The sequence below is a fragment of the Falsiroseomonas bella genome, assembly GCF_003173615.1.
GTDB lineage: Bacteria > Pseudomonadota > Alphaproteobacteria > Acetobacterales > Acetobacteraceae > Falsiroseomonas > Falsiroseomonas bella.
In genome coordinates, this window is record NZ_QGNA01000001.1 from 916,375 (window position 1) to 929,481 (window position 13,107).

The 13,107-nt window shown below is 71.8% G+C and carries 11 protein-coding genes; all 11 read right to left on the reverse strand.

Going from position 1 to position 13,107, the window contains the following annotated elements:
• Positions 1 to 3 precede the first annotated feature (3 nt).
• Complete coding sequence (locus tag DFH01_RS04260) at positions 4 to 1,113, reverse strand: glycosyltransferase family 2 protein (RefSeq protein WP_109869121.1); 1,110 nt, start codon at positions 1,111 to 1,113, stop codon at positions 4 to 6.
• Entirely contained in the window at positions 1,113 to 1,940 is an 828-nt protein-coding gene (locus DFH01_RS04265) for a lysophospholipid acyltransferase family protein (protein ID WP_233255951.1), read from the reverse strand. The genes DFH01_RS04260 and DFH01_RS04265 overlap by 1 nt, the downstream gene beginning before the upstream one ends.
• 7 nt (positions 1,941 to 1,947) lie before the next feature.
• On the reverse strand, positions 1,948 to 3,537 hold the full coding sequence (locus DFH01_RS04270; RefSeq protein ID WP_109869122.1) for a phytoene desaturase family protein: 1,590 nt from the start codon (positions 3,535 to 3,537) through the stop codon (positions 1,948 to 1,950).
• A gap of 240 nt (positions 3,538 to 3,777) precedes the next feature.
• Complete coding sequence (crtI, locus tag DFH01_RS04275; RefSeq protein ID WP_109869123.1) at positions 3,778 to 5,382, reverse strand: phytoene desaturase family protein; 1,605 nt, start codon at positions 5,380 to 5,382, stop codon at positions 3,778 to 3,780.
• A 57-nt stretch (positions 5,383 to 5,439) separates the two neighbouring features.
• The gene (locus DFH01_RS04280) at positions 5,440 to 7,080 is read right to left on the reverse strand and encodes an acyl-CoA dehydrogenase family protein (protein ID WP_109869124.1); all 1,641 of its coding nucleotides are present in this window, start codon (positions 7,078 to 7,080) and stop codon (positions 5,440 to 5,442) included.
• Positions 7,077 to 8,225 carry an FAD-dependent oxidoreductase gene (locus DFH01_RS04285; RefSeq protein ID WP_109869125.1) on the reverse strand — a complete coding sequence of 383 codons (1,149 nt, stop codon included), beginning with the start codon at positions 8,223 to 8,225 and terminating at the stop codon, positions 7,077 to 7,079. Before DFH01_RS04285 ends, DFH01_RS04280 begins: the two co-directional genes overlap by 4 nt.
• 81 nt (positions 8,226 to 8,306) lie before the next feature.
• Entirely contained in the window at positions 8,307 to 9,095 is a 789-nt protein-coding gene (locus DFH01_RS04290; RefSeq protein ID WP_109869126.1) for a TrbL/VirB6 family protein, read from the reverse strand.
• A gap of 154 nt (positions 9,096 to 9,249) precedes the next feature.
• A complete protein-coding gene (locus DFH01_RS04295) occupies positions 9,250 to 10,092 on the reverse strand; it encodes an aldose epimerase family protein (protein WP_109869127.1) in 843 nt (280 codons plus the stop codon).
• Between the two features lie 138 nt (positions 10,093 to 10,230).
• Positions 10,231 to 11,070, reverse strand: coding sequence for an NAD-dependent epimerase/dehydratase family protein (locus DFH01_RS04300; RefSeq protein ID WP_109869128.1), 840 nt, complete (start codon positions 11,068 to 11,070; stop codon positions 10,231 to 10,233).
• A 94-nt stretch (positions 11,071 to 11,164) separates the two neighbouring features.
• Positions 11,165 to 12,463, reverse strand: a complete 1,299-nt coding sequence (locus DFH01_RS04305; RefSeq protein ID WP_109869129.1) for a TRAP transporter large permease — start codon at positions 12,461 to 12,463, stop codon at positions 11,165 to 11,167.
• Between the two features lie 6 nt (positions 12,464 to 12,469).
• Positions 12,470 to 12,985, reverse strand: a complete 516-nt coding sequence (locus DFH01_RS04310; protein ID WP_109869130.1) for a TRAP transporter small permease — start codon at positions 12,983 to 12,985, stop codon at positions 12,470 to 12,472.
• Positions 12,986 to 13,107: the final 122 nt, after the last annotated feature.

Consider the following 13,107-nt stretch of genomic DNA (forward strand, 5'->3'; position numbering starts at 1 on the left):
TGCTCAGGCGGTTCCGTCGGGTTGATACGCGCGACCCTTCCACCCCGCCGGCTTGCCCATCAGCCCGCGCACCAGCGCGGTCCACTGGATCGCCAGCGCGACGGCGACGGCGAGCGGGTGCAGCGGAATGGTCCACCAGGGCTCGCGCACGCGCAGCGTGACGGCGGTGCGCAGCGCGAAGCCGATGGCGAGCGCAAGGAGCGCCCAGGCCTCCGGCAGCAGCGCAATCGGCCACAGGAAGGCGCCGGCGAGCATCGCGGTCCAGATCGGCAGGCCGACCGGCGTCGCCATGCCTTCGCGGGCGTTCTTGATGAAGCCCGCCCAGCTCTCGGCGAAGCCCGTGTACATCCGGCAGGTGGCGAGCGGCGCGCCCTCCACGACCTCCGTCGCGAAGCCCGCGGCGCGCATGCGGCGGGAGAGCTGCAGCGCATCGTGCAGCAGGCCGCGGATCGCGGTGTGGCCGCCCGAGGCGTCATAGGCCTTGCGCTCGACCATCATCAGCTGGCCGCAGCCGGCCGCCATGTCGGGCCGCTTCGTGAAGGCGCGGCCCCCGCCCGGCAGGTAGCAGAAGAGCAGGAAGTTGATCATCGGCACGGTCACCGCCTCTCCGAGGCTGCCGATCTCCTGCCGCGGCACGCCGGTGACCATCGCGGCGCCCGTGCGCACCGAATGGCCGGCCATGGTCGCCGCCGCGTCGGGCTCCAGCCGCACATCGGCGTCGATGAAGAGCAGATGCGTGCCCTGCGCCTTCTCCGCCAGGCGCGCGCAGGCATGCACCTTGCCGGTCCAGCCGGGCGGGAGCGGCGGGCAGGTTTCCAGGCGCACGCGCGGATCGGCCGCGGCGATCTCCTGCACGATCGCCGCGGTGCGGTCGGTCGAGCCGTCATCCATCACCACCACCTCCACCGCGACGCCGCGCGAGGCGAGCGCGTGGCGGATGCAGGTGGCGATGTTGGCTTCCTCGTTGCGGGCCGGCACGAGGATGGAGACCAGCGCGCCCTCGCCCGGCTTCCCCTGCGGCGGGCGCACGAAGAACAGGTTCGCCACGCCCATCGCCGCGGGGAACATGGCCAGCCACAGCGCCAGCCAGGCCCAGGTGAAGTCGAGGTCCATCAGCCGGCTTCCTCCCGCGGATCGTGGCGGGGATCGTAACGCTGCCCGCGCGCGGCCGCCACGATGCGGCGCCACATCTGGAAGATGCCGCCCATGCCTTCCCGCCCGCGCAGCAGGGTCTCGAACCGTGCCGGATCGCGCGCGATGGCATCGCCGGCCAGGCGGTCCATGGTGGCGGCGAGCGCCTCGGAGAGCGCGGCGGCGCGCGCATCGCGGTCCATCGCTTCCAGCGCGCGTCCCTCGATGGGCTCGCCGAAGGCGCAGAGCATCTCGGCCTTGCGCTCGGTCCAGAAGGGGTAGTCGAGCGCGAGCGGCACGAAGACCGCATCGGGCGCGAATTCCGGCAGGCGCGTCATGCCCGGCGCGATCGGCACCGGACGCTCCCGCACGTCCGAGAAGCGCCCGGGCGCGTTCATCCACAGCATGCGGTCGGGCGCGCCGAGCACGTCCTTCGCCAGCTTCAGGAATGCGATGGCGCCGCGCGGCGAGCCGGTCTCGATGCCGAAGACGCCGATGCGGCGCATGAACGGGTATCGGTCGAGTGCGGCCTTGTCCATCGGGATGTACATGCGCCGCGGCACGAACAGCGCCTGGGACAGCAGCATGAAGGCCACGCCGTCCCACCAGCCAGGATGATTGGCGAAGACGACGAGCGGCCGATGCCCGTAGTCGCGCGGCATGCCCCAGCGCGCGACGCGCGCCGCGCGCTTGTGCTTCTGGAAGAAGCGCCGGAACATGAAGTGGAAGAACGCCATGCGCCGCGGGTCGTAGCGGCCGACGGGATCCTCCGTCGGCGCCTTCCGCTCGTTCGGCGCAGCAGGGTTCACGGCACGGCTACTCCGCCGCTGTCGCCAGTTCCCGGTCGCGCCGGCCGGCCTGCCGCGCACGCTCGCTCATGCCGCTTCCGCCGCGGTCCTGGTCCATCGCATCCGCCGCGATCCAGCCGGACATCATCACCATCGGCATGCCCGGCCCCGGATGCGCCGCGCCGCCGCAGAGATAGAGGCCCTTCACGAACTTGCTGCGGTTGCCGGGCTTGAAGGCGCCCATGAAGCTGCCGTGGCTCGCCAGACCATAGATCGCGCCGTTCAGCACCTTGTAGCGGTTGTGGATGTCCACCGGGGTGAGCTGGCTCTCCACCACGATCCGCTCCTCGATGTCCTCCATGCCGGCGGTGCGCTTCAGCTTGTCGAGGATCTTCTGGCGATAGGCCGGGAACATCTTCGACCAGTCGTGATGCGGCCGCAGCCAGGGCGTGTGCACCAGCACATACAGCGCCTCCCCGCCCGGGGGCGCGGAGGTGTCGTCGCTGCAGGACGTCGCGGCGAGATAGGCGGTCGGGTCCGGCGCGGGCTCGCCCCTCTTGTAGATCGCGTCGAACTCCTCCTCCGCATCGCGGGAGAAGACGAAGCAGTGATGCGCCAGGTGCTCGTAGCGCTTCTTCAGGCCGAGATAGAGCACGACGCCGGAACAGGCCGGCTCGAAGCCCTTGCCGTCGTATTTCCGCGCGGGCTCGCCGCCGATCAGCTCGCGATAGGTGCGGATCGCATCCATGTTGGAGATCACAGCGTCGCAGGCGATCTTTTCGCCGCTCGCGGTCGTCACGCCCTTGATGGCGCCGTCCACCACGTCGAAGCCCGTCACCTCGGTGTTCGGGCGAAGATCGGCACCGAGATCGGCGGCGAGCTTCGCCAGGCCCTCCGCCACCGCGCGCGTGCCGCCCACCGGATACCACACGCCCTCATGCGCCTGCATGTCCGCGATCGAGGTCAGCACCGCCGGCGCCAGATAGGGCGAGGAGCCGACATACTGGCAGTAATGGTCCAGCATCTGCGCCAGCCGCGCATCCGGCACATGGCCGCGGATCACCTTCGCGACCGTGCGACCCATCTTCAGGCTCAGCACGTCCTTCAGCGTGTCCGGGTTCAGGTTGGCCTTGAAGTTCAGCGTGTCGCCGATGCCCTCCACCGGCTTCCAGAAGAAGAAATTCTCCGAGACGCGATGCAGGTTCTCCGCCTCGGCCTGAAGACGCTTGTAGCCGGCGCCCTGGCCGGTGCCCGGCGCGAAGCGGTCCATCTCCGCCGCCATCGCGTCCACATTCTCGAGCAGGTCGATCCGCGTGCCGTCATCGAAGAAGCAACGCCACTGCGGATCCAGCCGGATCAACGGCAACTCCGTCGCCTGGTCGCGCCCGGCCTCCGCGAAGATCCGCCGCAGCACGCGCGGCACGGTCAGGATCGTCGGACCCATGTCGAAGCGGAAACTGCCCGAACCGTCCGGCGCATCCAGCGTCAACACCGCCGCCTTGCCGCCCAGCCACGGGTTCTTGTCGAGCACCGTCACCTTGTGCCCGCGCGCCGCCGCCACCGCAGCAGCGGCCAACCCGCCCAGCCCGGCACCGACCACCACCACCCGCTCAGCCATGCACGCAGTCCTCCTCGGGGCCGATCCATAGCATGGGGATGCTCGACAGGGGGGCTTTGCCCCCCTGCACCCCCCACCAGGAGCCTGAGGCTCCTGGACCGGCATTCGCTTCATGCCCGGAAGGGAGGGGGGCCGAAGTGCCCCCCTCCCTTCCGGGCATAAACTGATGTGGGGGTCCGGGGAGCTTCAAGCTCCCCGGCAGGGGCGCGGGGGCAGCGCCCCCGCCGAACAGCCCCATGTCTATCGCTCCGGCCCGTAGGCGGCTGCGGGCGTGGCCGCGGTGAGGTCGCCGGCGGCGGTCGGGCGGGAGGGGGCGCTGCTCAGGCCCAGGTCCTTGGCCAGGAGGCTGGTGGTGATGCGCGCGCCTTCGTAGATCACCGGCAGGCCGCTGCCCGGGTGGGTGCCGCCGCCGACCAGGTAGACGCCGTCCACGTCGCGGAAGCGATTGGCCGGGCGGAAGTAGAGCATCTGCCGCAGCTCGTGGGAGAGGTTGAAGGTCGCGCCGAAGCCCACGGCGTAGTCGTCGCGCCAGTCCTGAGGGGCGACGATCTTCTCGTAGCGGATATGCGGGCGGAGGTCCGGCAGGCCGAGCGCCTGGAGGCGGTCCAGCGCGACCTCCCGGTAGCGTGCGGCCTGTGCCGGCCAGTCCGGCTGCTTGAGCAGGTTGGGCACCGGCACCAGAACATACAGCGCGGTGTGGCCCGCGGGCGCCATGGTGGGATCGGTGGCGCCGGCGTGCTGCACGTACATCGAGGGCACTTCGGGAATGTCGCCGCGCTCGATCTGCGCGATGTTCTCCTGGTAGCCCTCGCTCAGCAGCACGGTGTGGTGCGCGAGTTCGGGGCAGGGCCGATCGAGGCCGAGATAGAGCATGAAGGTCGAGCAGGAGTAGTTCGCCTTCTCGATCTTCTCGTCGGGCCAGGTGGTGCGGAGCTCCTTCGGGATCAGCTTCGGGATGGCGTGCGCGAAGTCGGCGTTGACGACGACGGCGTCGGCGTCGTGGCGCGTGCCGCCGCTTTCCACGCCGCGGGCGCGCTTGCCGTCGAAGGCGATGCGATCCACCGGCGCATTCAGGCGGATTTCCGCGCCGAGGCGTTCCGCCACGCGCGCCATGGCGTGGGAGACGGCGCCGCAGCCGCCGATGGGGTGGAAGATCCCGTGCTCGTATTCGAGGTGGGAGAGGATGGTGAACAGGGACGGGCAGCGGAACGGGCTCATCCCCAGGTATTTCGTCTGGAAGGAGAAGGCCAGGCGGACGCGCGGGTCCTTGAAGTGGCGCGCCAGGTCGCGGTCCACGGTGGACCAGGGGCGCAGCAGCGGCAGCGCGCGGATCATGTCCCACTTGACCATGTCGAGCGGCGCCTCGAAGGCGCGTTCGAGCACGGGGCGGAAGACGTCGAGCTTGGCGCGGTTCTCCGCCATGAAGGGGCGCAGGCCCTTGGCGTCGCCGGGCGCGAACTTCGCGAGCTCCGCCTCCATCGCGTCCATGTCGGAGGAGGCGTCGAGCTGGGTCTGGCCCGTGCCGTGCTCGAAGATCAGCCGGTATTGCGGATCGAGCCGGCGCAGATCCACTTCCTTCTCCAGATCCGCGCCGCAGCGGACGAAAATCTCCTTCAGGATGCGCGGATAGAGGAAGAAGGTCGGGCCGAGATCGAAGCTGTAGCCTTCCGGCGTTGTCAGGGTGCGCGTGCGCCCGCCGACCACGCCGTCGCGCTCGAACACGGTGACCCTGGCGCCGGAGGCCGCGAGCAGCATGGCCGCGGCGAGCCCGCCGGGGCCGGCGCCGATGATGGCGATCTTCGCGCGCGCGCGCTGGACGGCAGGGGAGGCAAGGAGCGTGTTCATGGGTCCCGCAGCCAGATGCCCCCGGCGCCGGAAGGCGCAAGGGGCGCGATGCTCATCTCATGCCGCAGCCGGCGCCGTGACGGAAGCCATGCCCGCATGGGCAGCTTCGATCTCGAGGCAGCGCGCGGTGGCGCGCGGCAGCAGGCGCGCCAGGTAGAAGGCGGCGAGCGGCGCGCGATCGGGCGCGGCCGCCGCGGCGCGGACCAGCATCCAGCCGCCGAGCGTCCAGCCGCAGGCCTCGAGATAGGGCACGGCGAGGGATTGCGCCGCATCGGCGTCGCGCGCCTGCAGCGCGAGCATGGTCGCCGTCGCGTCCTGCAGGCGGGACGCGGCGGCGGCGAGGCCGGGTGTCGCCGCAACCTCGGCGAGCAGCGCGCGCATCGCGGCGCCGTCGTCCTTCGCCACCTTGCGCACCAGCAGGTCTATGGCCTGGATGCCGTTGGTGCCTTCGTAGATCGGCGCGATGCGCGCGTCGCGCAGCACCTGCGCGGCGCCGGTGTCCTCCACGAAGCCCATGCCGCCATGCACCTGGATGCCGAGCGAGGCGACGTCCACGCCGCGGTCGCTGCACCAGGACTTCACGATGGGGATGAGCAGCGCGAGGCGCGTCGCCGCGGCCTCGTCATGCAGCAGGTGGTGGCGATCCAGCGCGGCGGCGGCCTCCAGCGCCAGCAGCCGGCCTGCGAGGGTGATCGCGCGCATCTCGTTCAGCATGCGCGCGACATCGGGGTGCTGCGCGATCGGGCGCCCGCCCTGCACGCGCTGCTCGGCATAGGCTTCGGCGAGTTGCAGGGCGCGCGCGCCCTGGCCCACGCCCTGCACGCCCACCGCGAGGCGTGCCGCGTTCATCATGGCGAACATCGCGTTCAGGCCGCGGCCGGGCTCGCCGACCATCTCGGCCTCCGCGCCCTCGAACAGCATGACGCAGGTGGGCGAGGCGTGGATGCCCATCTTCTTCTCGATGCCGCCGCAGCGCAGCGCGTTGGGCGTGCCGTCATCCAGGATCCGCTGCGCGGCGAAGAGGCTGATCCCGCGCGATCCGGCGGGGGCATCGGGCAGGCGCGCCAGGATCAGGTGAAGGATGTTGTCGGTGGTCTCGTGCTCGCCCCAGGTGATGTAGATCTTCTGGCCATGGATGGCGTAGCGCCCGTTGCCGAGCGGCTCGGCGCGGGTGCGGATGGCGCCGAGGTCGGAGCCCGCCTGCGGCTCGGTCAGGTTCATCGTGCCCGGCCATTCGCCGGTGACGAGCTTCGGCAGCCAGCGCGCCTTCTGGTCCTCGGTGCCGAAGCGGTCGAGGCAGTCGATCGCGCCGGCCGTCAGGATCGGGCCGAGGAAGAAGGCCATGTCGGCGGCCGAGGCGAGCTCGTTCACCGCGGTCCAGATCGCATGCGGCAGGCCCTGGCCACCATGCGCCTCCGGCGCGGCGACGCCCTGCCAGCCGCTCTCGATCCAGGCCTTCATCGTGGCGTGGTACTGCGCCGGCACGGTGACGCGGCCATTGGCGTAGTGCGCGGCCTCGCGGTCGGCGGATTGCCAGCCGGGGGCCAGGACCTCGGTGCAGAAGCGGTCGGCCTCGCCGATCACGGCGGCGATGTCGTCGGCGCCGAGCGGCGCGCCGGCAGCGGCGGTCAGGCCGGGCAGGTCCACCACGCGGGTGAGCCCGAGGATCAGGTCGTCGGCAGCGGTGGATCGCGTCATGCGGCGTGTTCCCGGATATCGTCGAGCAGGCCCTCGGCCGGCGGCGCCTCGCCGGCCGCCCAGGCGGCGAGCGCCCCGGCCAGGGCGGGATCGCGCGCGGCGCGCGCCAGCGCAAGCCCGAGCACGGGGCCAAACTTGAAGCCATGGCCGGAGAAGCCAGACATGACGAAGGCGCGCGAGCCGGCGCGTTCCAGGATGAAGCGCTCGTTCGGCTCCACGTCGTACCAGCAGGCGGCGGCGCCGAGCACGCGGTAGCGCTCCAGGTCGCGGATGCGGTGGCGCGCGAGGCCGAGGATCTCCTCGGCCTCCGCTTCCGTGACCTCGCGCGGGCCGTCGGGGTCGGTGGTCGGGGCGAAGCGGTGGTCGCCGATCTTGAGCGGCGTGCCGGCCACCGGCGGCACGGCGTAGAAGCCGCCATCCACCGCCAGGTCCAGCAGCATCGGCGCGCGCGCCCAGGCCTCGGCGAGATCGGGCGGCGGGGCGAGGCGCACCAGCACCTGGCGCGTCGGGCGCACCCGCGCGGCGAGGCCCGGGATGAAGCGCGGATTCCAGGGTCCGGCGGCCAGCACCAGCAGGTCGCCGGCGCGGGTGCTGCCGTCCGCGAGGGTCAGCGTCGCCCGGTCCGGGTCGAAGCCGGTGGCGCGGGCGCGCTCGATGACGACGCCGCGGGCGGCGAGCAGGCGGGCGAGCATCGCGACGATCCGGCGCGCCAGCAGCACGCCGCCGGGCTGCAGCCGGAAGGCTTCGGCGATGCCGTCGGGGCGGAGGAAGGGATAGGCGGCGGTGACGGAAGCGGCATCCAGCGGCTCGGCCGCGCGACCGTCGGCGGCGAGCGCGTCGCGGCTCTCGGCCAGCCAGCCGCCGGCATGCTGGGAAAGGGCGAGCACGCCGGTCTGCACATAGGGGCGCTCGCCGGCCTCGGCGAAGAGCAGGTCCCAGGCGGCGTAGGCCGGGTCCACCATCCGCATGTAGCCGGCCTGCGCGCCATAGGCGTGGCGGATCAGGCGGTGGTCGTCCACCGAGGCGCCGCGGGGATTCGGCACCTCATCCTGTTCGACGATGCGGACCGCGAGGCCGGCGCGCGACAGCGCCCAGGCCGCCGAGAGCCCCATGATCCCGCCGCCGAGCACGACCGCCGTTTCCATGGGCGCAGTGTCGCCCGGCGGCGATCCCTTGGCGAGGGGGGCGGCGGGCGGGGGCCGTCGGCCCCCGCCGCCGTCAGCGCGTCACTGCGCCCGGCTGCGGCTGCCGCCGCGGCCCGTTGTGCCGCGCCCACCCTTCGCCGCGGTGCTGCCCCGCCGCGGCGCAGCCGGCTTGCGCGTGCGGGAGGCCGCCGTCTTGCCGCCATTGGCGCGCGAGGCGGTCTTGGTGGTGCGGCTCGCGCTGGCCTTCGCCGCGGTGCCCTTCGCGGCGGTGCGGCCCTTCGTGGTGCGCGCGCCGGAGGCGGCGGTGCCGCGCTTCGTGCCGGCGGCCTTGCCGCGCGTGGTGGTGGCGGACTTGCCGCGCGTGGTGCTGGCGGCCTTCCCGCGCGTGGCGCCGGCCGTCTTGCCGCGAGAGGCGGTGCCGGCCTTGGCGCGTGTGCCGGTCGCGGCCTTGCCGCGCGTGGCTGTGCCGGCCTTGCCGCGCGTCGTGGTGCCGGCCTTCGCGGTGCGACCCTTGGCCGCCGCGCCGGTGCGGCCGGTCGCCTTGCGCGCGGTGCCCGTGCGGGAGGCGGCGGCGCGCGTGCCGGTCGCGCGCTTCGCGGTGCCTGCGCGCTTCGCCGTGCCGCCGGCGGCGGTCTTGCCGCGCGTGCCGGCTGCGCTGCGGCCGGTCTTCGCGGCGGTGCGACCGCTCTTCGCCGCCGCACCGCGCGTGCCCGCGCTCTTCCGCGCCGAGGGACCGGCGACCACCTTGCCGCTGCCACCCGTGGCGCGGCGTCGTGCGGGCGCGCGGCGGCGCGGCTTCTCCTGCTCGGGCTGCTCGGTCATCGCCTCGCCCTCCGGTGGCGTGCGGTTCTGCTCGAGGTCGTCGCTCATCGCTTGATGCTCCTGTCGCGTCCCGTTGTCGGCTCTGCGCTTCGCTGTCTTCGCGCGACGCCGCGCATCCGCTCCCTGCGCCGCACGCGACGCGTTGCGCGCGGTTGCGAAGGCGAACGTCACGTCGCGGCGATTGTTCCCGCGACCGTCCCGTTCAGCGCCAATGAATCATCAGTGAGGCGTCGAGAGTCGCACCGGGCTGCAGCACATGCATCGCGCCATGCGCGGCGGCGGCGGGACGGTTCGGCGCATCGGGCGCATGCGTCACCGGCTCCACCGCGACCGCGTCCGCGCCGCGCGGCACGAAGAGATGCAGGTTGGACGACCAGGCGCCGCGCGCGCGCAGCGTCAGCCCGTGGCCATCCGACCAGTCCAGATGCAGCGTGCCGTCCCAGCCCGCGAAATGCCCGTCGAGGCCTTCCAGCATCGCCGCATCGCCGACGAGGCCGGTACTCGGGCGCGGCCCGATCGGCAGGTTGCGCGCATCGCGGCCGAAGGCGGTGCGCGCGGCGAAGGCGATGCGCGTGCCAGGGCGTCGGGCGAAGTAGGGATGCCAGCCGAAACCCATCGGCGTGGGCGCGGCGGCGCCGTTGGTCAGCGCGAAGTCCATCGCCAGGTGGTCGGGATGCAGCCGCACCGCCATGCGCGCGCGGCCGGCGAAGGGCGGGCGGTCGAAGGCGCAGTCCAGCACGGCGGAGTCCGCTCGGCTTTCGGTGACCGTCCAGGGCATGTCGCGCAGGAAGCCGTGGATCGCGGTGTCCTCCTCCGGCCGGTTGACCGGCAGGCGGTGCTCCACGCCGCCCACGACGATCCGCCCGCCATCGAGGCGGTTGGTCCAGGGCGCCATGAGGAAGGCGGCGAAGAAGCCGCGGCCGGGCTCCGCCCCTTCCGGCAGCGGCGCGAGCAGCGCGCGCCCCGCATGGTCGAGCCGCGCGAAGGCCGCGCCGCGTTCGGGCAGGATCAGCGCGGTGGCATCACCCGCTTCAAGCCGGATCATCGGCGACGCCCACAGGCGGCCTGCCGCGGCGGGCCGAGGCCGCGAAGCGGCCCGCGCACCGAGCAACCGTGCCACGCGATGCGACCGCGGCCTGCGCGAAGGCAAGGCCGCGGAGCGGCCGCCCGCCGTTTGAGGGCATCAATCAAGATCGAACGCGTCGCGGGGGGAGAAGCCGCCTTTCCGCGAATACTCGATGGGTGTGTAGAAGCCGCCCTGGTAGCGCTCCTCCACCGGGTCGCCCGAGACCTTGCCCTCGATCTCCGCCCGGTAGTCCTCGGCATTGTCCTGCGGCTGCCAGCCGATGCGGTCGCGGTGGTCCTTGCCCCAGAAGGTCGCGGGGTTGTTGGAGGCGCCCCAGATCACGCTGTGGCCGACGCGCTCCGCCTCGATGCAGCGGATCATCATGCGCGCGAGATCGGGGTAGGACAGCCAGGTGGACAGCGCGCGGGCGTTCATCGGCTTCGGCGTGCAGGAGCCGATGCGGACATTGACGTTCTCGACGCCGTGCTTGTCCCAGTAGAGCCGGCCCATCAGCTCCCCGTACACCTTGGACAGGCCGTAGTAGCCGTCCGGGCGGAACTGGCAGTCGAAGTCGAGCTTCGCCTCGTTCCCCTTCGGCCGCTCATGGAAGCCGATGGTGTGGTTGGAGCTGGCGAAGACCAGGCGCGCGCCTTCGCGGCGGGCGGCTTCGTAGATGTGATAGAGGCCGCGGATGTTCGGCTCGATGATCGTCTCGAAGGGCTGCTCGGTGGCGTTGCCGCCGAAATGCAGGATGGTGCCGCAGCCCTCCGCCTGGCGGACGATGGCCAGCGCCTCGTTCAGGTCGGCGCGGACGAATTTTGCCCCAGCCGGCAGCGGGTCGGGGAAGGGGCTGATGTCGGTCAGGCGCAGCGTGTAGCCGGCCGCGCCGAGCTCGCGCGCCAGCATGCGGCCGAGCGCGCCGGAGGCGCCGGTGAGCAGGACGGGCTTCTTCTGCATCGTCAGGTCCTTTCGATCAGCGTTGTCGCGGCAGGCGGCTCGCGCAGCGAGCCCAGGCGGCGCGTGCGGCCGGCCCGGCGCGTGAGGCCGCCCATCAGCCGCCATAGCCGAGCAGCAGGCGCGGCAAAGTGAGGGAGACCTCGGGCACGTAGGTCGTCAGCGCCAGCGCCACGAGGATGGCGCCCCAGAACGGCCAGATGGTGCGCATCACATCCTCGATGCGGATGCGCCCGATGGCGCAGCCGACGAACAGGACGGCGCCGACCGGCGGCGTCGTCAGGCCGAGGCCGAGATTCATCATCATCACCATGCCGAACTGCACCGGGTCCACGCCGATGGCGGTGACGACCGGCAGGAAGATCGGCGTGGTGATCAGGATCAGCGCCGCCATGTCCATCACCGCGCCCAGAAGCAGCAGGCAGACATTGATCAGCAGCAGGATCACCACCGGATTGTCGCTGATCGCCAGCATGCCCTCGGTCAGGATCTCCGGCAGGCGATAGAGCGCGAGGAGATAGGCGAAGGCCGTCGCGGTGCCCACCAGCAGGAACACCACCGCGGAGGTCCGGACGCTGGCCGCGACGGCGATCTTGAAGTCGGCCCAGGACAGCGCGCGATAGACCAGGATGGTCACGGCGAGCGCCCAGATCGTGCCGAAGGCGGCGCTCTCCGTGACGGTGAAGATGCCCGACAGCACGCCGCCGAGGATGATGATGGCCGTGAACAGGCCCGGCAGCGCATCCAGGAAGGTCCAGGCCAGTTGCCGGAAGCCCTTCCAGCCCTCCGCCGGATAACCGCGCCGCACGGCCATGACATAGGCGGCGAGCGCGAGGAACAGGCACATCAGCAGGCCCGGCACGATGCCCGCGATGAACAGCGCGCTGACCGAGATGCCGCCGCCCGCGGCCAGCGAATAGAGGATCATGTTGTGGCTGGGCGGGATCAGGATGCCGGCGATGGAGGAGGTGACCGTCAGGCTCACCGCATAGTCCACGCCATACCCCTTCGCCTTCATGGCCGGGATCAGGATGGTGCCGGTCGCGGAGGTGTCCGCCACCGCCGAGCCCGAGATGCCGCCGAACAGCATGGAGGTGGAGACATCCACCATCCCGAGCCCGCCGCGCATCCAGCCGACGCAGGCAGAGGCGAGCGCGACGAGGCGCCGCGCGATGCCGCCATGCAGCATCAGCTCGCCCGCGAAGATGAAGAAGGGGATCGCCAGCAGCGAGAAGATGCTCATCCCCGACGCCATCTGCTGGAAGGCGACGGCGGGGTTCAGTCCCTCCCACAGGAAGCCCGCAAGGGCGGCGATGCCCAGGGTGAAGGCGACCGGCACGCCGGCGACGACGCCGAGGACGAAGACGGCGATGATCAGGACCAGCCCGAATTCCACGAAGCGCTACTCCAGGAAGGCGGCCTTGATGCCGCGCTGCTCGGGGCCTTCCTTGCGGAGGATGTCGAGCAGCACCTGCTCGATGGCGAAGAGCGTGATCAGGCCGCCGCAGACCATGAGCGGCACATAGGTCCAGCCCTGGCTGATGCCGAGCAGCGGGATGCGGAAGGTCCACACCATGTCAACCAGCTCCTTCGAGTGGACCATCATCGCGAAGCCGAACAGGCCGACCAGCGTGTCGCAGGCCACCGCGATCCAGCGCTGCACGCCGATCGGCAGCGCCTCGCGGAAGCCGAGGACGGAGAGGTGGAACCGCTCCCGCACGCCGACGGCGGCGACGGGCAGCGCGATGCAGAGGATGGAGAGGGTGGCCGCGCGCTCCACCCAGGTGGGCGTGTCGTTCAGCACGTAGCGGCCGAAGACCAGCCAGCCCATCATCGCGACCAGCCCGACCAGTGCGGTGCCCGCCGCGATGATCACGAGGCGGCAGAAGACGTCGAGGACGCGGGAAAAGAGGGCCATGCGGGATTCCCTCCCCACAGCACCTTCTCCCTCGCAGCCTGCGGGAAGGGAACGTGATGGGGGTCAGACGAAAGGACGCGTCAGCATGCTCTTGCCCCCACCCTGACCCTCCCCCGCATGCG

Coding starts and splice junctions, on each gene's coding strand:
- DFH01_RS04260 (WP_109869121.1), bottom strand. CDS start 1,113: ATGGACCTCGACTTCACCTGGGCCTGGCTGGCGCTGTGGCTGGCCATG.
- DFH01_RS04270 (WP_109869122.1), bottom strand. CDS start 3,537: ATGGCTGAGCGGGTGGTGGTGGTCGGTGCCGGGCTGGGCGGGTTGGCC.
- crtI (WP_109869123.1), bottom strand. CDS start 5,382: ATGAACACGCTCCTTGCCTCCCCTGCCGTCCAGCGCGCGCGCGCGAAG.
- DFH01_RS04280 (WP_109869124.1), bottom strand. CDS start 7,080: ATGACGCGATCCACCGCTGCCGACGACCTGATCCTCGGGCTCACCCGC.
- DFH01_RS04285 (WP_109869125.1), bottom strand. CDS start 8,225: ATGGAAACGGCGGTCGTGCTCGGCGGCGGGATCATGGGGCTCTCGGCG.
- DFH01_RS04290 (WP_109869126.1), bottom strand. CDS start 9,095: ATGAGCGACGACCTCGAGCAGAACCGCACGCCACCGGAGGGCGAGGCG.
- DFH01_RS04295 (WP_109869127.1), bottom strand. CDS start 10,092: ATGATCCGGCTTGAAGCGGGTGATGCCACCGCGCTGATCCTGCCCGAA.
- DFH01_RS04300 (WP_109869128.1), bottom strand. CDS start 11,070: ATGCAGAAGAAGCCCGTCCTGCTCACCGGCGCCTCCGGCGCGCTCGGC.
- DFH01_RS04310 (WP_109869130.1), bottom strand. CDS start 12,985: ATGGCCCTCTTTTCCCGCGTCCTCGACGTCTTCTGCCGCCTCGTGATC.